The organism is Vibrio sp. NFR (assembly GCF_027587095.1).
Classification (GTDB): Bacteria; Pseudomonadota; Gammaproteobacteria; order Enterobacterales; family Vibrionaceae; genus Vibrio; species Vibrio harveyi.
On the sequence record NZ_JAPPTN010000003.1, the window covers coordinates 207,828 to 227,340 of the forward strand.

Below are 19,513 nucleotides of genomic sequence, written 5' to 3' on the forward strand. Positions count from 1 at the left end.
TTGAAGACGTCCATCATTGATAGAAGATTAATTCACCTACTGATCCGATATGAATAAAAAATCAACTTTAGGGTTGACGTGCTCCATTGAGTGCGGTACTAATTTGTTAACTTAATTTTGTGGAATGCTTAACAACTATGTCAGCACGTTTTTCTATCCTGCTTAGCCTCCTCCTGATCGTGACCAGTTCGCGCGGGTAGGCTGTGGAAGAAAAATAACCACACCAATTTCTTAGAAACCCGCATGCAAATGCGGGTTTTTTTATATCTAAATACCGGAAGTAAACGATTAACTTGCGCGAAAGTGCAAAAATCATGAAGGAAGCAAACATGAACGATCAGGTCATTATATTCGACACCACATTGCGTGATGGCGAACAAGCGTTGTCAGCAAGCTTGACGGTTAAAGAAAAACTGCAGATTGCCTATGCGCTTGAAAGGCTGGGCGTTGATGTTATCGAAGCGGGTTTTCCTGTCTCTTCACCAGGTGATTTCGAGTCCGTACAAACCATCGCAAAACACATAAAAAATAGTCGAGTTTGTGCCCTTTCGCGTGCCGTTGCGAAAGACATCGATGCCGCCGCTGAAGCACTAAAAGTCGCTGATGCTTTCCGAATTCACACCTTCATCTCCACTTCGACTGTTCACGTTCAGGACAAACTTCGACGCAGCTACGACGATGTGGTTGAAATGGGTGTTAAAGCAGTAAAACACGCACGCAATTACACCGACGACGTCGAGTTTTCTTGTGAAGACGCAGGACGCACTCCAATCGACAACCTATGCCGCATGGTTGAAGCCGCTATCGATGCGGGCGCAAGCACCATCAACATTCCAGACACCGTTGGCTACACAGTACCAAGTGAGTTTGGCGGCATCATTGAAACCCTATTCAACCGCGTACCCAACATCGACAAAGCCATCATCTCTGTGCACTGCCACGATGACTTAGGTATGTCAGTCGCAAACTCTATCGCAGCCGTCCAAGCAGGGGCGCGACAAGTAGAAGGCACCATTAACGGTATCGGTGAGCGTGCAGGTAACTGTTCTTTAGAAGAAATCGCGATGATCCTAAAAACACGCCAAGAATTCATGGGTGTGCATACCGGTCTAAAACACGACGAAATCCACCGCACCAGCAAGTTGGTTAGTCAGCTATGTAACATGCCAATTCAGAGCAATAAAGCGATCGTTGGTGCCAACGCATTCAGCCACTCTTCAGGCATTCACCAAGATGGGATGCTAAAGAACAAAAACACTTACGAGATCATGACGCCTGAATCGATCGGTCTTAAAAACCAAGCTCTGAACCTAACCAGCCGCAGTGGTCGTGCAGCCGTGAAAAGCCACATGGATTCAATGGGCTACAAAGAAGAAGAATACAACTTAGATGCGTTGTACGAGGACTTCTTGAAGCTTGCCGACCGTAAGGGTCAAGTATTTGATTACGATCTAGAAGCCCTAATGCACTTCTCAAACTTGCGTGAAGAAGATGATTTCTACAAGTTGAACTACCTAAGTGTGCAATCAGGCAGCGTAATGGCGACCACCAGCATCAAGATGCAATGTGGTGATGAGGAAACGTGTGAGGCTGCAGTCGGCAATGGTCCGGTTGATGCGCTATACCAATGTATCTACCGCGTGACAGGTTACGACATCGTTCTAGACAAGTTCGACCTAACGGCAAAAGGTGAAGGTGAAGATGGTCTTGGTCAAGCAGACATCATCGCCAACTACAAAGGTCGTAAGTACCACGGTACCGGCGTTTCTACCGATATCGTAGAAGCATCTGGTCAAGCGCTATTACACGTCATCAACAGCATTCATCGTGCCGATAAGATTGAAGAGATGAAGCAAAAGAAAATCGCGACAGTTTAATGTGATTCATTGGGGGCTGATTTACATCTCAGACTCCAACCAAATTCGTTTAGATAAGCTCAAAAATTTAGAAATATTAAAGGATTAACATGACAGACAAATCATACAAAATTGCCGTTTTACCTGGCGACGGTATCGGCCCAGAAGTGATGGCGCAAGCGCATAAAGTGTTGGATGCAATCGAAAAGAAACACGGTATTGCATTTGAGCGTGACGAGCATGATGTTGGTGGTATTGCGATCGACAATCACGGCTGCCCACTTCCAGAAAGTACAGTCAAAGCGTGTGAAGAGTCTGATGCCGTCCTATTCGGTTCAGTAGGTGGACCAAAGTGGGAGCACTTACCACCAAATGACCAACCTGAACGTGGTGCCCTACTTCCGCTACGTAAACACTTCCAATTATTCTGTAATCTTCGTCCAGCACAGATCCACTCTGGTCTAGAAGCCTTCTCACCACTTCGTGCAGACATCTCAGGTCGTGGTTTTGACATCGTGGTAGTACGTGAATTAACTGGTGGTATCTACTTCGGTCAACCGAAAGGTCGTGAAGGTGAAGGCGCAACAGAAAAAGCATTTGATACCGAGGTTTACCACCGCTTTGAGATCGAACGTATCGCAAAGATTGCGTTTGAATCTGCACGTCTACGCCGTAAGAAGGTGTGTTCAATCGATAAAGCGAACGTTCTGCAAAGCTCAATCCTATGGCGTGAAGTGGTAGAAGAAATCGCAAAAGATTACCCAGATGTCGAGCTGTCACACATGTACATTGATAACGCAACAATGCAGTTGATTAAAGACCCAGCTCAGTTTGACGTAATGCTTTGTTCAAACATCTTCGGCGACATCATTTCTGATGAGTGTGCAATGATCACTGGCTCAATGGGTATGCTGCCTTCAGCAAGCCTAAACGAAAGTAAATTTGGTCTGTACGAGCCAGCAGGTGGCAGTGCACCCGATATCGCAGGTAAGAATATTGCTAACCCTGTGGCGCAAATCCTATCAGCAGCACTGATGCTGCGTTACAGCCTAGGTGAAGAAACTGCGGCGCAAGACATTGAAGCCGCAGTATCAAAAGCACTTTCAGCTGGGGAGCTAACGGGCGATCTTGCTGGTGACAACCCTGCGCTTACAACATCTGAGATGGGCGATAAGATCGCTGAGTACATCTTAAACTCATAATACAGAACAGATTCATAATAAATACTAAATCCTCTATCCACCAATGACTTACCTCTCAGTCATTGGTGCTAAAACAAAGCGACAAGGATAACGAGGAAAGGAAGCAAACCAATGGGCAAAACACTATACGAAAAAGTCTACGACGCACACGTTGCCGTCGCAGCAGAAGGGGAAAACCCAATCTTGTACATCGACCGTCATTTGGTACACGAAGTGACGTCTCCGCAGGCATTTGACGGCTTGCGTGAAAAAGGTCGTAAAGTGCGTCAGGTCAGCAAAACTTTTGCGACTATGGACCACAACGTTTCCACGACGACAAAAGACATCAATGCTTCCGGCGAGATGGCCCGTATCCAGATGGAAACGCTATCGAAAAACTGTGAAGAATTTGGCGTTACGCTTTACGACATTAACCACAAATACCAAGGCATTGTGCATGTAATGGGACCAGAACTTGGCATTACGTTACCGGGTATGACCATTGTTTGTGGTGACTCACATACCGCAACTCACGGTGCATTTGGTTCACTTGCATTTGGTATCGGTACTTCAGAAGTGGAGCACGTGCTAGCAACTCAAACGCTAAAACAAGCACGTGCAAAAACGATGAAAATCGAAGTGAAAGGCAAAGTAGCTCCGGGCATCACTGCTAAAGACATCGTACTTGCCATTATTGGTGAGACCACAGCTGCTGGCGGTACAGGTTATGTCGTCGAGTTCTGTGGAGAAGCCATCACTGATCTTTCCATGGAAGGTCGTATGACGGTATGTAACATGGCGATTGAGCTAGGCGCAAAAGCAGGCTTGATTGCACCAGATGAAACCACATTCGATTACATTAAAGGTCGTAAGTTCTCGCCACAGGGGGCTGAATTTGATGCGGCAGTGGAATACTGGAAAACCTTAAAAACAGATGATGATGCTCAGTTTGATGCCGTAGTAACGCTGAACGGTGCAGACATCAAGCCACAAGTCACTTGGGGCACAAACCCAGGTCAAGTAATCGCTGTAGACCAGCCAATCCCAACACCAGAGAGCTTTGCAGATCCAGTAGAAAAAGCCTCTGCTGAAAAAGCGTTGGCTTACATGGGGCTTGAAGCTGGTAAGTCGTTATCAGATTACAACGTCGATAAAGTCTTTGTTGGTTCTTGTACTAACTCACGAATCGAAGACATGCGTGCAGCAGCAGAAGTAGCGAAAGGTCGTAAAGTCGCAGAGCATGTTCAAGCTCTTATCGTTCCGGGCTCAGAACAAGTAAAAGCCCAAGCTGAAGCGGAAGGCTTGGACGTTATCTTTAAAGAGGCAGGATTTGAATGGCGTCTACCGGGTTGCTCAATGTGTCTGGCCATGAACAACGACCGCTTGGGTCCCCATGAGCGTTGTGCGTCAACATCAAACCGTAACTTTGAAGGTCGCCAAGGTCGTGATGGTCGCACCCACTTGGTTAGCCCTGCTATGGCAGCGGCAGCGGCAATCGCTGGTCACTTTGTTGATATTCGCGAATTGACTTCTTTTGAGAACCAGGACTAGGAGAGAACAGATGTCAGGTTTTAAACAACACACAGGCTTAGTTGTTCCTCTAGATGCAGCGAACGTAGATACCGATGCCATTATTCCTAAGCAGTTCCTACAAAAGGTATCTCGTCTAGGTTTTGGTAAACACTTGTTCCATGACTGGCGTTTCTTAGATGATGCTGGCGAACAGCCAAATCCAGAGTTCGTGATGAACGCTCCGCGCTACCAAGGCGCTTCTATCTTGCTAGCACGAGAAAACTTCGGTTGTGGATCTTCTCGTGAGCACGCCCCTTGGGCATTAGCCGATTACGGCATCAAAGCGATGATTGCACCTAGCTTTGCCGATATTTTTTACGGCAACTCCATCAACAACCAGATGGTACCTGTTCGCCTTACAGAACAAGAAGTGGATGAAATATTCCAATTTGTTGAGGCTAACGAAGGCGCTGAAGTGGAAGTGGACTTAGAAGCTAATGTCGTTCGTGCTAACGGCAAAGAATATGGTTTTGAAATCGACACCTTCCGTCGTCATTGCTTACTGAACGGTTTAGACAATATCGGTCTGACCCTTCAACACGAAGATAAGATTGCTGAATACGAAGCGAATATTCCAAGCTTCTTAAGCTAATTCAAATCGAGATTGAAACAAATACAAGGTTGGCTTATGCCAGCCTTTTTTCTTTTATTTTCATTACCTCAGAAAGAAACTACTTCTTCTACAGGTCTACACTATCAACAAGGTTTAACCCAAAGGTTCAATTATGAAGCGTCTATTATTGATATTGTGTGCCCTCGTCTCTTTCTCCGCTTTTTCTGCGCCGAAATCCGATTTGTGGCCGTATTGGAAGCAATCGAATCAAGCCAGCAAAACACAAATTTCTCACCAAGAATGGCAACAACTATTAGACCGCTATTTGGTTGAGCAGGATGAAAACACGTTATTTCGCTATAACCAAGTTTCAGCAACGGATAAAGCGAAGTTAAAACAGTACATCCAACGCTTAGCCAAACTCGATCCCCTACAATACAATCAAGCAGAGCAATACGCGTATTGGGTTAACCTTTATAACGCCATCACCGTTGACCTAATTTTGGATAACTACCCTGTTAAATCCATTACGAAACTAGGCGGGCTATTTAGCTTTGGACCTTGGGGAGACGAAGTTGTGGTGGTGAATGGTAAAGATTTGACTTTAAACGACATTGAACATCGTATTTTGCGTCCAATTTGGCAAGATCCGAGAACACACTATGCAGTGAATTGTGCAAGCTTGGGATGTCCAAATTTACAAACTCAAGCATTCACCGCTGAAAACACGCAAGCGCTACTCGACTCTGCAGCCAAAACATTTATTAACAGTAGTAAAGGTGTATCAATTAAAGGTAATTCAGCGCAGCTTTCTTCCATTTATGACTGGTTTGCTGAAGATTTTGGCGGTGAGGAACAAGTATTTAATCACATTGCTCAATATGCACCGCAATACCAAGGCTTTTCTGGAAAAGTAAAATACGAATACGATTGGAATTTAAATCAAGCCAATTGATGGTGACTGGTAGGTCTATACGCTTTTGGATCATGCTAACCCGAAAGCTCGAAACCATCACCAAACCAAAGACCAGATAGAAACTAAAAAAGGGCACTAGGTGCCCTTTTTATTGAGATTTGATAAGAATACGCGCTTATTTAAAGCCCTTCACCTTTTTGATCAGATCGTACGCGTTTTGAATTTCCTGCGACTTTTCTTTCGCAACGTTCATCATCTCTGGTGGTAGACCTTTTGCCATCAATTTATCTGGGTGATGCTCGTTCATCAATTTACGGTAAGCACGCTTAACGGTTTTACCGTCTGCATCTGAAGACACATCTAGAATTTTATAGGCATCGGCCAACTGGTCTGCTTGTGACGCTTGCTGCCACCCTGCACCTGAAGATTGATACTGACCTTGCTGCTGACCATGGAAGCCACCTTGGCTTTGGAAACGGAAAGCCGCTTCTTGCATATTGAGACGTCGCTCTAGCTGTTCGGAAGAGAAACCAAGACCACGAGCAATTTTATGTAGAACACTGCGCTCACTCGGATGAATAGAACCATCGGCAAATGCGGCAGAAATTTGTAACTCTAAAAAGAATTGCAGCAAATCAAAGCGACCGGCTGAAGAAATCTTCACTCGGACCAATACTTCTTCCAGTGGAAAGTCGCTCTCTTTACCTTCTCTGAATGCATCTTGGGCAGCACGGCGTTGCTCACCATGAAGGCTCATGCGGTCCATCATCGTTGAAGCAAGTTGAATCTCTTCTTTCGTTACCTGCCCTTTGGCTTTAGCCACATGTCCCATTACTGCGAATGCTGCTTTAAAAAATTCTTCCTGACGTTGAGCTTGGCTTGGACCTTTACCAAAACCGCCAGTAGAAAACCCCGCTTGACTCAAACGACGTGCTTTATCGAATTGGTGACCGATAAATAGACCAAACAATAAACCGAATGGACCTCCGAGTAACAAGCCAAAAAAGGCACCCAATATTTTGCCAAAAATATGCATTATGTGTTCTCTATCAATGAATTTTTATCGACGACGGCGGTCTTATAGTGCCGGACGCAACGATTTCCTTTATGATAATGGAATTAGTTTTTTTACGGTCAGGCTATTTCGCCTGCTTATCTTTGCAGCTATTTTATATCGGCATTATGCCACAGCGAGTCCATGCTCTGGGATAATTGCAAACTATAGTTGATTCATTTGGCTATAAAGCTAGGGTACAACAAGCCCTATAGCCATCGAGTAGTAGTGACACAGGAAAGTTCAATTCAATGCAACATTTCTCCCGCACATTTTTAGCGGCCTCTATCAGCACCGCCTTGTTTGTACCCACCACTCAAGCTGAAGCGAATATCAATGATAGTGTGCAGGAAATGCCCATCACAGATCAATGTTTGGTCGAGACAAGTGGTGAGGAGGACGCGCTAAATTCCCCAGTCGTAGTACAAGCTGATAGTCTTCAGGCGATCAATGGCGACAAAGCCCAATACTCCGGCAACGTAGAAGTGACGCAAGGACCAAAGAAGATTACTGCGGATAGCGTGACACTTCATCAACAAGACAATGTAGTGGTAGCGGAAGGTAACGTAACCTTCAATGACGGTAAGGTGAAGGCGCGCTCTGATCGTGTCACCAACGACATCAACCGAGATACCTTCTCGCTAGAAAATACCGACTACCAATTCCTTTGCCAGCAAGGTCGAGGTACCGCAGCGTATATCGCACGTACGGGTCAATCCGTTTATGAGCTGGAAGACGGCTCTATCACATCATGCCCTCAAGGCGATAACTCTTGGCGATTAGTCGCATCAGGTATTGATGTCGACCAAGATGAAGAAACCGCTACACTGCACCACCCTCGTTTTGAAGTATTGGACGTTCCCGTTTTTTACGTACCGTACTTAACAATGCCAATTGGTGATACGCGTAAGACAGGTTTCCTATTCCCTTCTCTGTCGTATGGCTCCAACGATGGTATGGAAGTTGAGATTCCATTCTATTGGAACATCGCGCCTGAGTACGACATGACGATTACCCCGTTATACATGCAGAAGCGTGGTAACAAGCTCGACGCTGATTTTCGTTACCTAACCGATGGTTGGGGACAAGGTGAAATCAAAGGCGAGTACATGAACAGCGACAAGAAGTACAACGACGAGTCGCGTTGGGGTTACCAGTTCAAACATGAAGGCATCATCAACAAGCAATGGTTAGTCAACTTAGACTACTCCAAAGTCAGCGATATTGATTACTTCCGAGATCTCAGCTCTGATATTGGTAACCGAGAAGATGGTCAGTTGCTTCAAGAAGGTGAAGTACAATACCGTTCGAATTTCTGGGATGCATCACTGCGAGTTCGTGATTTCCAAATCCTACTTCAAGACGAGAACCAACCATACCGTCTGCTGCCTCAGTTGGATTTGAACTACTACACACCACTCATGGGCAATTACGTTAACTTTGACGTGAAGAGCCAAATCAGCCGCTTTGATACTGATGATACAGCTAAGCCCGATGCAACTCGTGTTCACGTAGAGCCAGGTCTTACTATCCCGCTTTCGAACTCATGGGCGACATGGACTACAGAAGCTCGTGTCCTATCGACATACTACTCTCAAGACTTAACAGGGCTAACAGATACTAATTTACGCAACCAGCTTGATGAAAACGTATCACGCGTCATTCCAGAGTTCCGTACGCATGCACGTATGTATCTAGAGCGTGACACTAGCTGGATTGAAGGCTACACACAAACGCTAGAGCCTCAGTTGCAGTACTTGTATGTCCCTGAAGAAGATCAGACGAACATCTACAACTACGATACCACCTTGCTGCAAACTGACTACTATGGTCTATTCCGCAGCCGTAAATACAGTGGCATTGATAAGATCGCATCAGCAAACCAGTTGAGTTACGGTGCAAGTACTCGATTCTTTGATGATGACTATAAAGAGCGCCTCAATATCTCGTTTGGTCAGATCTACTACTTCGATAAGAAAACCAAGATCAGTAACAGTCCTAGCGTGCCAGATGAGACCTCAAACTACTCATCTTGGGCAATTGAAACAGACTTCAACTACAACGATTACCTGTTCTACCACGGCGGTATTCAATACGACATTGATTTGAGCGCAATGCAGCTTGCTAACAGCACGCTGGAATACCAATTCAATGGTGGTTTTGTTCAAGGTAACTACCGTTACGTCACTCGAGAATACATCGAAGATACGATCATTCTCGAAAACCTAGATACGATCACTCGTAAGGGGATTTCACAAGCGGGTATTGTAGCGGCTTACGAGTTCAACCCAAGCTGGTCTGCAAGTGGTCAGTACTACTATGACCTGAATGAAAACATTGATATGGAATGGTTGGCGAGCGTGCGTTACCAATCTGACTGTTGGTACTTTGGTTTGACATATTCCAACCAACTGCTTGGCTGGGATGAAAAAGCCATCGGCAGTGCTGGCGCATCACCAAAATACGAAAACAACATCAGCGTGAACTTTGGTATTCAAGGTTTTGCAACCAACCAACGAGCTGATACTGCGGCGAAAGAGCTTGATGGCTCAGACAACGCAATCAAATACGGTCGTCCATTCTATTTGAACAATTAATCAAATTAGGCGTCTTAAACAATAGCAAGACGCTTAATCTATATTACTGACGGAATTTTTAATGAAAATTTGGAAATCACTCTTATTCACCGCGCTACTTTCTTGTGGTGTAACCGCTGCGCCAGTAGAGCTTGATAAGGTTGCGGTTATCGTTAACGACGGCGTAATTCTTCAAAGTGACATCGATACTGCGATGAAGACGCTTCAGGCAAATGCTCGTCAAAATGGCAAGAGCCTACCTTCAGCAAGTGTGCTGAAAGACCAAGTGGTAGAAAAACTGATCATCGACACACTACAAGGACAGGAAGCTGATCGTATTGGCGTCCGTATCGATGACAACCGTCTAAACCAAGCAATTGCGGAAATTGCTCGTAATAACAAGCAGACCGTAGAGCAACTTGCAGCATCTGTTCAAGCTGAAGGTCTAAGCTACCCAGAGTTTCGTGAACAGATCCGTAAAGAAATTGCGGCTTCTGAAGCTCGCAATGCGCTAGTGCGTCGTCGTATCAATATTCTTCCTGCTGAAGTAGATAGCCTTGCCGACCAACTGGCAAAAGAAACCAATGCAACCGTTCAGTACAAAATTGGTCATATTCAACTTCGCTTCTCTGATGATAAAGACAAGTCAGAAGTAGAAGCCGAAGCAAAAGCCTTGGTTAAGAAACTAAAAGACGGTGCTGACTTCTCGGAAATGGCATACACCTATTCAAAAGGTCCAAAAGCCCTACAGGGTGGTGATTGGGGTTGGATGCGTAAAGAAGAAATGCCGACCATCTTTGCAGACCAGATCAAAATGCAAAACAAAGGTAGCATCATTGGTCCATTCCGCAGCGGCGTAGGCTTCCACATCCTAAAAATTGAAGATGTAAAAGGTCTTGAAACCGTGGCAGTAACAGAAGTAAATGCTCGCCATATCCTAATCAAACCGACGGTAATCCTAAGTGATGATGGTGCGAAGAAAGAGCTAAACGACTTTATTCGTCGTATCAAGGCAGGCGAAGCGACCTTTGCTCAGTTGGCGACACAATACAGCCAAGACCCTGGTTCAGCAGCGCAAAATGGTGAGCTAGGTTACCAAACTCCTGACCTATACGTGCCAGAATTTAAACACCAAGTAGAAACACTACCGATCGGCTCAATCAGTGAACCATTTAAAACGGTACACGGTTGGCACATTGTTGAAGTTCTAGACCGTCGCCAGGTAGACCGCACGGATTCAGCGATGAAGAACAAAGCATACCGAATTCTATTTAACCGTAAGTTTAATGAAGAAGCTGGCGCATGGATGCAAGAGCTACGCGCAAGCGCATTCGTTGAAATCGTGGATGATAATGATGGCAACTAATTCGATTCGCAGAATCGTCGTAACCGCAGGGGAACCTGCGGGTATCGGTCCCGATTTGGTACTCGCCTTGTCTAAGGAAGACTGGGCACACCAAATCGTCGTCTGCGCAGACAAAAACATGCTGTTGGAACGTGCCGCACTACTCGGCATTGATGTTCAACTGACTGATTACAATCCAGAAGAAGCACCCAAAGCCCAAAAAGCGGGTACCTTGATCGTTGACCATATCGAAATGGCAGAGAATGTCATCGCTGGTCAACTCAATGAAGCTAACGGTCACTACGTATTAAAAACACTAGAAAGAGCTGCTTTGGGCTGTATGAATGATGAATTTGATGCTATTGTCACCGGCCCTGTACATAAGGGGGTGATCAATCGCTCAGGCGTTGCTTTCAGTGGTCATACTGAATTCTTCGCCGAGAAGTCCAACACACCGTTGGTCGTGATGATGCTGGCAACTGAAGGACTGAGAGTAGCACTTGTCACTACGCACATTCCTTTGGCTTACGTATCAAAAGCCGTCACGGAAGAGCGATTAGAAAAAATCATCGATATTCTTCATAAAGATCTTGTAGAAAAATTTGCCATCTCGCAGCCAAACATCTATGTTTGCGGGTTAAATCCACATGCGGGAGAAGATGGCTGTTTGGGTCGCGAAGAGATCGAGACCATCACTCCGACATTGGAAAAGATTCGACAAGAAAAAGGAATCAATCTGATCGGTCCATTACCGGCAGATACCATTTTCAATGAAAAGTATTTAAACGATGCTGATGCTGTTTTAGGCATGTACCACGACCAAGTGTTGCCAGTATTAAAGTACAAAGGCTTTGGTCGTTCAGTAAACATTACTCTTGGTCTACCTTTTATTAGAACCTCGGTGGATCACGGTACTGCATTAGAACTGGCAGGGACAGGTCAAGCGGATACAGGGAGCTTCCGAACAGCGCTCACGCATGCGATAGAATTGGTAGAGAAGAAACAATGAGAAATGATGTCCATTTAGGACACAAAGCGCGTAAACGTTTTGGTCAAAACTTCCTGAACGATCCGTACATTATTGACGGTATCGTATCAGCAATTAACCCAAGACCAGGTCAAAACCTGGTTGAGATCGGCCCGGGTCTAGGTGCAATCACCGAACCTGTTGGTCGCGAAGTCGACAAGTTCACGGTGATCGAATTGGACCGTGACCTAGCAGAACGTCTACGCAACCATCCTGAATTGGCAGATAAGCTTACTATCCATGAAGGCGACGCGATGCGTTTCGACTTCACTCAACTGGTGAAGCCAAACAACAAGCTGCGTATCTTTGGTAACTTGCCATACAACATCTCTACACCATTGATGTTCCACCTATTTGAATTCCATAAAGACATTCAAGATATGCACTTTATGCTTCAAAAAGAAGTAGTAAACCGCTTGGCAGCAGGTCCGGGTAGCAAGGCTTATGGTCGTCTAACGGTCATGGCGCAGTACTACTGTAAAGTAGTACCAGTGCTAGAAGTGCCACCAACCGCTTTTGTTCCGCCACCGAAAGTAGACTCAGCTGTTGTTCGTCTAGTACCTTACGAAGAACTTCCATGCCCAGCTAAAGATCTACGTTTGCTGGAGCGAGTATGTCGTGAAGGCTTTAACCAACGCCGTAAAACAGTACGTAACTGTTATAAATCTCTGCTCAGTACAGAGGTGTTGGAAGAGCTTGGTATCAACCCAGGCATGCGTCCAGAAAACTTGACGCTACAACAATTCGTCGCCATGGCGAACTGGCTCGCGGATAACCCGCAGCACTAAGAACTCAAACGATAAGCCAAACCCTTGCCGGTTTGGCTTATTATTATTGGGATATTACGTTTCTGAGGAGTGCACATGGACGTCATTCAACCTTGCATTAAGATTCAAGTTCATACCAAATACATCGAAGAACAGTCCAATCCAGAGCTACAACGCTATGTGTTCGCTTACGTCATCACAATAAAAAACCTCAGCCAACAAACGGTACAATTAGTCAGTCGTCGCTGGTTGATTACCGACTCCAACGGTAAACAAATGACGGTAGAGGGAGAAGGTGTCGTTGGTCAACAACCCTTTATCGCAGGTAATGACGAGTATACTTACAGCAGTGGCACTGCGTTAGAAACACCAGTTGGTGTCATGCAGGGACACTACATGTTACTGGATGAAAAAGGACAGGAATTCATCACTGAGATTGATCCATTCCGCTTGGCTGTTCCTAACGTCTTAAATTAATCAGGAGACTCTGTGGCTAACTACATTGTTGGTGATATCCAAGGCTGTTTTGACGAGCTTCAACAGCTATTAGAGCAAGTTAATTTTTCTGTAGAACATGACCAACTTTGGTTAGCTGGCGACCTTGTCGCTCGAGGTCCTAAATCATTAGAAACACTGCGCTTTGTTCGTTCTCTTGGTGACAGTGCTAAAGTCGTGCTCGGTAATCATGACCTGCACCTTATGGCGGTCTCGCAAGGACTCAAAAAGGTCAAAGATAAAGACAAAACCGCACCCATATTCTCTGCCCCAGACAAAGACGAATTACTGACTTGGCTCGCTCAACAACCACTACTTGCAGAACACGATGAGTTTGTAATGTGCCATGCCGGTATCTCTCCGCTATGGGATCTTGAAACCGCCAGAGCCTGTGCCCGTGAAGTGGAAGCGATCATTCGAAGTGAACAATTACCTTGGCTGCTAGAAAACATGTACAGCAACCAACCTGATCTTTGGGATGAATCCCTATCGGGACTTGATCGCTATCGCTATACCATCAATGTCTTTACCCGTATGCGTTTCTGCTTTCCTGACGGGCGACTGGATATGGATTGTAAATTGCCACCGCAAGAAGTATCAGAGGATGAACTGGTGCCGTGGTTTAAGTTACCGCAAAGAATCCCTCTAGAAAAAGCGGTACTTTTTGGGCATTGGGCGGCACTGCAAGGTCATATCGATGAAAGCATTATTGGACTTGATACGGGCTGCGTTTGGGGGGGCTCACTAACTATGATTCGTTGGGAAGACAAACAAGTCTTCATTCAAGAAGCTCTCAGTTAACGGCTCTGATTGCCGGACTAAAAAACAAAAAGCACCGCGTTTGCGGTGCTTTTCTCATTCTATCCGATTACTTTTCAAGGACAGTAAAACGCATGTTGTAAGCGTTTTTCTCATCTGCTTGGTATGCCTCAGAGTACGTTTCTTTAAACTCAATACCCCAATCAGGGAACTGAGTATCGCCCTCAATTTCAGCTTCGATATGAGTCACATACAACTTGGTTGCCATTGGCAGACAAGCTGCGTAAATCGCACCACCACCAATGATCATCACCTCTTCCACCTCACCCGCAACGTCTAACGCTTGCTCAATCGATGTGACAGTTGTTACACCTTCAATACAAAGTGACTCATCACGACTGATGACAATGTTCAAACGACCAGGTAGAGGACGCCCGATCGATTCATAGGTCTTACGTCCCATCACAACAGGCTTGCCCATAGTGCAGCGCTTAAACCATGCAAAATCTGCAGGAAGATGCCAAGGCATCTGGTTGTCTTTACCGATGATTCGATTGTCTGCCATCGCGGCAATCATGCTGATGATCATATTGGGTCCTTATACTATGGGTCTGCGGCGATAGAATAACAGCCCCGGAACCGCCAAGCCAACCGCTAAGCCTGCAATAATAAACATCGCCTTAAGAAAGTTTTCCATGCACGTCGCAATGAGTTCAGGCGAATAACCTAAGTGGTTTATCTCAACCATGGCTATCATGGCTTTATAAGCGAATACCCCTGGAACCATAGGGATTAAAGCAGCCACAGTGAATACTTTTGGATGAGCCAGAAAGCGATGGGACCAGTGAACACCTATCAAGCCCACTAAAGTCGCCGCGAAAAAGGTCGCCCATTCAATTGGCAAGCCAAAGTGCATCATTAGATAACGGCTACCATGACCGATCGCACCACCTGCCGCACAGTACTTAAGTGCCTTTTGTGGCACGTTAAAGACCATAGCAAAACCAACCGCAGGAATAGCGGCAAAGAACATGTCGTTTAAAAGCCCTAAAATAAGCTCAAATACACTCATTAGCTCATCCATCCCCAAATACCGGTTACTTCCATTGCAGCAACAATACCAAGACAAGTAGCTAGAGTGAGCAAACTCGCCATAGTGAAACGTGCAATGCCCATATTGATATGACCTTTCAACATATCGGCAACCGAGTTAATCAATGGAAAGCCTGGAACCAACATTAATACGGAAGATGCCATGGCAACAGTCGGCAAGTTACCAATTTCGAAGATAACCGCTTGAGCTGAAATCAACGTCGTAACAAAGGCCGTAACAGCAAAATTGAGAAGGGGATTAAAGTGTCGATGACCAATTTCTTGTCGCACGATCATACCGCCAGCAGAAGCAAGAAAAGTCATGACAAACACCCCTAAATCACCTCCAGCCAAATGACTGAATGCCGCACAGGAAAGCCCTATCATAAATACAACTAACCAACGGTCATAGCGCTCAGGACTAATACTATTGAGCTTCTTCTGCGCCATTTTCACATCAAGTAAGCCACGCTCCATCATGATACAAATGCGTTGGATCTGAGTTATCACGCGCATATTAATGCCACGATCCGCACAGCTTCTTGTGGTGGTGATGCAGTGATCGTCCTTTACGGTCGTCACCACTAAAGCATTGGCTGATAATGCCACCGCAACGTCACTCACACCGCATGCAATGCCAATGCGCTGCATAATGTCACTAACCAGCGTACTTTCTGCCCCATGGGCTAATAACATTTGCCCTGCTTGGGCAACAAGCCGAGAGATGGCTCTTTGATTGGATGCCGTCGTAGTACAAGACGGTATAGCTTCCAGTGTCATAAATACTTCCTAAGTCCATTTATACCCAAGTAACCTCAAGACGTTTGGTTCAGCAAGAATGTCTTGGGTTGTAGACGCACAGCGATTTAAGGATTTAGTGAACCTAAATTAAAAATCGACAACAAAGTGCACAAGCCAAGACAACTCGCCCTTTGTAAGCGTGTCATCGACTCGCTCTGACTCCTTCACCTTGAAGTCACTTGGGTATAATTTATTATTGTGCCGTAAATCACATCTACTAAACATGATTTAGATACAAAAAAAGCCGCAATACACATTGCGGCTTAGTGAATTAGCTAGCGATTAGTCGCGGACGTAAACAACGTGACCGTCGTCTTCTTCATCGTCCCAGTCATCCCAATCGTCGTCGTCTTCAGTAACAACGTCTTTACCAGCGATCGCGTCTTTATGGTAGTCATCCCACATGAAGTTAACTTTATCTTCTTCAGCAACTTCTTCCTCTTCGCGAGGTAGGTTTTCCATAAAGTCAGCTAACTTGTAGCAAAGCTCTTTTGTACCGCTACGGTTGATCGCCGAGATCTTAAAGTACTCGTCTTCCCAACCTAGCGCATCCAAGATCTCTTGGATCTTTTCATTCGCTTCTTCTTCAGGCATCAGATCCGTTTTGTTGAAAACTAACCAACGAGGTTTGCCTGCTAGTTTTTCACTGTACTGCTCTAACTCATCAATGATAGTTAGGGCATTTTGGATTGGATCTGACTGATCGATTGGCATGATATCGATCATGTGCAGCAACACACGACAACGTTCTAGGTGCTTAAGGAAGCGAATACCTAGACCAGCACCGTCAGCTGCGCCTTCAATTAGACCTGGAATGTCTGCAACAACAAAGCTTTTCTCAGGTACGACACTCACTACACCCAAGCTTGGGATTAACGTAGTAAATGGGTAATCTGCTACTTTTGGTTTTGCTGCTGATACTGCGCGGATAAAGGTTGATTTACCTGCATTAGGCAGACCAAGCATACCAACATCAGCCAATAGCAATAGCTCTAAACGGATCTCACGGATTTCACCTTTAGTACCCAGCGTTCTCTGACGAGGTGCGCGGTTTACTGAAGATTTGAAACGCGTGTTACCAAGACCGTGCCAGCCGCCTTTAGCGACCATCACTTTCTTACCGTGTTCTGCTACTTCGGCAACGATTTCGTTAGTGTGGATATCAACTGCGCGAGTACCTACTGGCACGCGAAGTGTGATGTCTTTACCACGTTTACCAGTACAGTTACCGCCGCGACCGTTTTCACCGCGTTCTGCTTCGTAAAAGCGTTGGAAACGGTAATCGATCAGGGTATTTAGGTTTTCATCGGCTTGGATGTATACATCACCACCATCACCACCGTCGCCACCATCAGGGCCACCTTTAGTGATGAATTTTTCACGCCAGAAACTTACAACGCCGCTACCGCCGTCACCAGCCTGAACTTTTACTACCGCTTCATCTACGAACTTCATCTTTTACTCCGACTACTTCGTGCGTGGATTAAATCTGATTTGCCATCAAACAATTTTAGCAGATGACAGATCTAAGCTCCCAGATTCCAACCGCGATGGGCTAAAACGAGAAACTTGAATATGCCGACTGCTACAAATAAAAAACCCCGCCGAATCGGCAGGGCTTTTGAATTCAGCTATAAAGCTTTAGTAATTAACCAAAAAGGTAAAATTACTCAGCTTCGATGCTTACAAACTTACGGTTCTTAGGACCTTTAACCTCGAACTTCACCTTACCTTCAGTAAGAGCGAATAGAGTGTGGTCTTTACCGATACCTACGTTGTTACCAGCGTGGAACTTAGTACCACGTTGACGAACGATAATGTTACCTGCAAGAACAGATTCACCACCGAAACGCTTAACACCTAGACGTTTGCTTTCTGAATCGCGGCCGTTACGAGTAGAACCACCAGCTTTTTTGTGTGCCATTGTTAAACTCTCCTAATAGATTAAGCGTTGATACCAGTGATCTTCACTTCAGTGAACCACTGACGGTGACCCTGTTGCTTACGAGAGTGCTTACGACGACGGAACTTAACGATTTTAACTTTATCGCCACGACCGTGTTGTACAACTTCAGCAACAACTTTGCCGCCCTCTACAAGAGGAGCACCAACTTTGATGTCTTCGCCGTTAGCAACAAGAAGAACTTTATCAAATTCTACAGTTGCACCAGTTTCAACGTCTAATTTCTCTAAACGAAGAGTTTGACCTTCGCTTACACGGTGTTGTTTACCACCAGATTGGAAAACAGCGTACATATTTTACTCCGCTTTTTCCGCACAGCCTTTTCATGAGGGTGTGCGCTAAACTAATCATCAATAGGGCGCAGATTCTACAGAAGAGATGCCCCTATGACAAGCCATATTTTGAAAAAATTGGCGAAAAGCTAATCGCCAAAGAAAAGTGCGGCAATCATGCCCTTTAGTAATGTATTAATCAACGTTTTTTAGTGTATTATTCGACAATTATATAAATCGAATAAGCCTTGCAGGGTCTAACTTCAGCCGGATATACGATGGATTTTAAAACTATCCAAGCGCTTACTGCCGATGACATGGCAAAAGTGAATGAAACAATTCAAGCCCAACTAAATTCTGATGTCTCTTTAATCAACCAACTCGGTTTCTATATCGTGAGTGGTGGAGGCAAACGCCTGAGACCACTTCTGGCGATATTGTCAGCTCGTGCTCTTGGTTACCAAGGTAACGGTCATACCATGGCTGCGGCGTTTATCGAGTTCATCCATACTGCGACTCTGTTGCACGATGATGTAGTTGATGAATCTGACATGCGCCGTGGTAAAGCGACAGCGAATGCTGCGTTTGGTAATGCCGCGAGCGTATTAGTTGGGGACTTTATTTATACTCGCTCATTTCAAATGATGACTGAGCTAGGATCAATGAAGATCCTTAAACTGATGAGTGATGCAGTTAATGTGATCGCAGAAGGTGAGGTTCAGCAGTTAATGAACTGTAATGATCCTGACACGACTGAAGAAAGCTATATGCAGGTCATCTACTCAAAAACTGCGCGTCTGTTTGAATCAGCAACACAGATTGGTGCCATCTTAAATGACGCACCAGAAGAAGTAGAAGTGGCATTGCAAAACTACGGCAAATACCTTGGCACCGCATTCCAACTGATCGATGACGTGATGGACTATACGTCAGACGGTGAGGATATGGGTAAGAATGTTGGTGACGATTTGGCTGAAGGCAAACCAACGCTTCCTCTATTGCATGCGATGCGCAATACCACGCCAGATAACGCAGCGATGATTCGTGAAGCTATCGAGAAAGCTAACGGTATGGATCGACTAGAAGATATCTTAACGGTTATGCAGCAAGCTGGTTCTCTTGAGTACACAACACAAAAAGCGTTAGAAGAAGCCGATAAAGCCATTGCTGAGTTGGCGGTGCTGCCTGAATCCGACTATAAGCAAGCACTAATTACACTCGCTCATATGTCTGTGAAGCGTACTAGCTAACAAAAAAGAAAGACCCAAAAGTAAAAAGGAAGAG

Annotated in this window: 19 protein-coding genes; 12 read left to right on the forward strand and 7 right to left on the reverse strand. The window is 45.3% G+C overall.

The features are described 5' to 3' along the window. Window positions 1–329: 329 nt before the first annotated feature. The 5 genes from leuA to OH463_RS07410 all read left to right on the forward strand — a co-directional run bounded on the left by leuA (window position 330) and on the right by OH463_RS07410 (window position 6,117). Window positions 330–1,877 (forward strand): 2-isopropylmalate synthase, encoded by a 1,548-nt coding sequence (gene leuA / locus OH463_RS07390; RefSeq protein WP_005450461.1) that lies wholly within the window; start codon window positions 330–332, stop codon window positions 1,875–1,877. Between the two features lie 89 nt (window positions 1,878–1,966). Then, entirely contained in the window at window positions 1,967–3,058 is a 1,092-nt protein-coding gene (leuB, locus tag OH463_RS07395; RefSeq protein WP_005450462.1) for a 3-isopropylmalate dehydrogenase, read from the forward strand. A gap of 111 nt (window positions 3,059–3,169) precedes the next feature. After that, window positions 3,170–4,588, forward strand: a complete 1,419-nt coding sequence (gene leuC / locus OH463_RS07400; protein WP_005450463.1) for a 3-isopropylmalate dehydratase large subunit — start codon at window positions 3,170–3,172, stop codon at window positions 4,586–4,588. A 10-nt stretch (window positions 4,589–4,598) separates the two neighbouring features. Further along, window positions 4,599–5,201 carry a 3-isopropylmalate dehydratase small subunit gene (gene leuD / locus OH463_RS07405; RefSeq protein ID WP_009698848.1) on the forward strand — a complete coding sequence of 201 codons (603 nt, stop codon included), beginning with the start codon at window positions 4,599–4,601 and terminating at the stop codon, window positions 5,199–5,201. 133 nt (window positions 5,202–5,334) lie between these two features. Next, window positions 5,335–6,117, forward strand: a complete 783-nt coding sequence (locus tag OH463_RS07410; protein ID WP_009698849.1) for a DUF547 domain-containing protein — start codon at window positions 5,335–5,337, stop codon at window positions 6,115–6,117. Between the two features lie 136 nt (window positions 6,118–6,253). Here the strand turns inward: OH463_RS07410 and djlA are convergent, their stop codons facing one another. Then, complete coding sequence (gene djlA / locus OH463_RS07415; RefSeq protein ID WP_009698850.1) at window positions 6,254–7,114, reverse strand: co-chaperone DjlA; 861 nt, start codon at window positions 7,112–7,114, stop codon at window positions 6,254–6,256. A 269-nt stretch (window positions 7,115–7,383) separates the two neighbouring features. Between djlA and lptD the strand changes: the two genes are divergently transcribed. From lptD to apaH, 6 genes are all read left to right on the forward strand, one after another. Further along, entirely contained in the window at window positions 7,384–9,729 is a 2,346-nt protein-coding gene (gene lptD, locus OH463_RS07420; protein WP_005450467.1) for an LPS assembly protein LptD, read from the forward strand. A gap of 61 nt (window positions 9,730–9,790) precedes the next feature. Beyond that, window positions 9,791–11,074 carry a peptidylprolyl isomerase SurA gene (surA, locus tag OH463_RS07425; RefSeq protein ID WP_005450468.1) on the forward strand — a complete coding sequence of 428 codons (1,284 nt, stop codon included), beginning with the start codon at window positions 9,791–9,793 and terminating at the stop codon, window positions 11,072–11,074. Continuing rightward, the gene (pdxA, locus tag OH463_RS07430; protein WP_005450469.1) at window positions 11,064–12,062 is read left to right on the forward strand and encodes a 4-hydroxythreonine-4-phosphate dehydrogenase PdxA; all 999 of its coding nucleotides are present in this window, start codon (window positions 11,064–11,066) and stop codon (window positions 12,060–12,062) included. Before surA ends, pdxA begins: the two co-directional genes overlap by 11 nt. Next, the gene (gene rsmA, locus OH463_RS07435) at window positions 12,059–12,868 is read left to right on the forward strand and encodes a 16S rRNA (adenine(1518)-N(6)/adenine(1519)-N(6))-dimethyltransferase RsmA (protein WP_005450470.1); all 810 of its coding nucleotides are present in this window, start codon (window positions 12,059–12,061) and stop codon (window positions 12,866–12,868) included. Before pdxA ends, rsmA begins: the two co-directional genes overlap by 4 nt. 75 nt (window positions 12,869–12,943) lie before the next feature. After that, window positions 12,944–13,324, forward strand: a complete 381-nt coding sequence (apaG, locus tag OH463_RS07440; protein ID WP_005450471.1) for a Co2+/Mg2+ efflux protein ApaG — start codon at window positions 12,944–12,946, stop codon at window positions 13,322–13,324. 12 nt (window positions 13,325–13,336) lie between these two features. Continuing rightward, entirely contained in the window at window positions 13,337–14,143 is an 807-nt protein-coding gene (gene apaH / locus OH463_RS07445; protein ID WP_269990939.1) for a bis(5'-nucleosyl)-tetraphosphatase (symmetrical) ApaH, read from the forward strand. A gap of 67 nt (window positions 14,144–14,210) precedes the next feature. Here the strand turns inward: apaH and folA are convergent, their stop codons facing one another. The 6 genes from folA to rplU form a co-directional block, all read right to left on the reverse strand. Further along, on the reverse strand, window positions 14,211–14,690 hold the full coding sequence (gene folA, locus OH463_RS07450; protein ID WP_005450473.1) for a type 3 dihydrofolate reductase: 480 nt from the start codon (window positions 14,688–14,690) through the stop codon (window positions 14,211–14,213). Between the two features lie 9 nt (window positions 14,691–14,699). Continuing rightward, window positions 14,700–15,173, reverse strand: coding sequence for a threonine/serine exporter family protein (locus tag OH463_RS07455; RefSeq protein ID WP_009698851.1), 474 nt, complete (start codon window positions 15,171–15,173; stop codon window positions 14,700–14,702). Then, window positions 15,173–15,973 (reverse strand): threonine/serine exporter family protein, encoded by an 801-nt coding sequence (locus tag OH463_RS07460; RefSeq protein WP_269990940.1) that lies wholly within the window; start codon window positions 15,971–15,973, stop codon window positions 15,173–15,175. The genes OH463_RS07455 and OH463_RS07460 overlap by 1 nt, the downstream gene beginning before the upstream one ends. A gap of 303 nt (window positions 15,974–16,276) precedes the next feature. Then, window positions 16,277–17,449 carry an Obg family GTPase CgtA gene (gene cgtA, locus OH463_RS07465; RefSeq protein ID WP_053049225.1) on the reverse strand — a complete coding sequence of 391 codons (1,173 nt, stop codon included), beginning with the start codon at window positions 17,447–17,449 and terminating at the stop codon, window positions 16,277–16,279. A 211-nt stretch (window positions 17,450–17,660) separates the two neighbouring features. Then, window positions 17,661–17,918, reverse strand: coding sequence for a 50S ribosomal protein L27 (rpmA, locus tag OH463_RS07470; protein ID WP_005383095.1), 258 nt, complete (start codon window positions 17,916–17,918; stop codon window positions 17,661–17,663). Between the two features lie 20 nt (window positions 17,919–17,938). Further along, complete coding sequence (gene rplU / locus OH463_RS07475) at window positions 17,939–18,250, reverse strand: 50S ribosomal protein L21 (protein WP_000271393.1); 312 nt, start codon at window positions 18,248–18,250, stop codon at window positions 17,939–17,941. A gap of 257 nt (window positions 18,251–18,507) precedes the next feature. Here rplU and ispB point away from each other — a divergent pair, with 257 nt between their 5' ends. Beyond that, the gene (ispB, locus tag OH463_RS07480) at window positions 18,508–19,479 is read left to right on the forward strand and encodes an octaprenyl diphosphate synthase (protein ID WP_005450493.1); all 972 of its coding nucleotides are present in this window, start codon (window positions 18,508–18,510) and stop codon (window positions 19,477–19,479) included. Window positions 19,480–19,513: the final 34 nt, after the last annotated feature.

Coding starts and splice junctions, on each gene's coding strand:
- leuA (WP_005450461.1), top strand. CDS start 330: ATGAACGATCAGGTCATTATATTCGACACCACATTGCGTGATGGCGAA.
- leuB (WP_005450462.1), top strand. CDS start 1,967: ATGACAGACAAATCATACAAAATTGCCGTTTTACCTGGCGACGGTATC.
- leuC (WP_005450463.1), top strand. CDS start 3,170: ATGGGCAAAACACTATACGAAAAAGTCTACGACGCACACGTTGCCGTC.
- leuD (WP_009698848.1), top strand. CDS start 4,599: ATGTCAGGTTTTAAACAACACACAGGCTTAGTTGTTCCTCTAGATGCA.
- OH463_RS07410 (WP_009698849.1), top strand. CDS start 5,335: ATGAAGCGTCTATTATTGATATTGTGTGCCCTCGTCTCTTTCTCCGCT.
- djlA (WP_009698850.1), bottom strand. CDS start 7,114: ATGCATATTTTTGGCAAAATATTGGGTGCCTTTTTTGGCTTGTTACTC.
- lptD (WP_005450467.1), top strand. CDS start 7,384: ATGCAACATTTCTCCCGCACATTTTTAGCGGCCTCTATCAGCACCGCC.
- surA (WP_005450468.1), top strand. CDS start 9,791: ATGAAAATTTGGAAATCACTCTTATTCACCGCGCTACTTTCTTGTGGT.
- pdxA (WP_005450469.1), top strand. CDS start 11,064: ATGGCAACTAATTCGATTCGCAGAATCGTCGTAACCGCAGGGGAACCT.
- rsmA (WP_005450470.1), top strand. CDS start 12,059: ATGAGAAATGATGTCCATTTAGGACACAAAGCGCGTAAACGTTTTGGT.
- apaG (WP_005450471.1), top strand. CDS start 12,944: ATGGACGTCATTCAACCTTGCATTAAGATTCAAGTTCATACCAAATAC.
- folA (WP_005450473.1), bottom strand. CDS start 14,690: ATGATCATCAGCATGATTGCCGCGATGGCAGACAATCGAATCATCGGT.
- OH463_RS07455 (WP_009698851.1), bottom strand. CDS start 15,173: ATGAGTGTATTTGAGCTTATTTTAGGGCTTTTAAACGACATGTTCTTT.
- OH463_RS07460 (WP_269990940.1), bottom strand. CDS start 15,973: ATGACACTGGAAGCTATACCGTCTTGTACTACGACGGCATCCAATCAA.
- cgtA (WP_053049225.1), bottom strand. CDS start 17,449: ATGAAGTTCGTAGATGAAGCGGTAGTAAAAGTTCAGGCTGGTGACGGC.
- rpmA (WP_005383095.1), bottom strand. CDS start 17,918: ATGGCACACAAAAAAGCTGGTGGTTCTACTCGTAACGGCCGCGATTCA.
- rplU (WP_000271393.1), bottom strand. CDS start 18,250: ATGTACGCTGTTTTCCAATCTGGTGGTAAACAACACCGTGTAAGCGAA.
- ispB (WP_005450493.1), top strand. CDS start 18,508: ATGGATTTTAAAACTATCCAAGCGCTTACTGCCGATGACATGGCAAAA.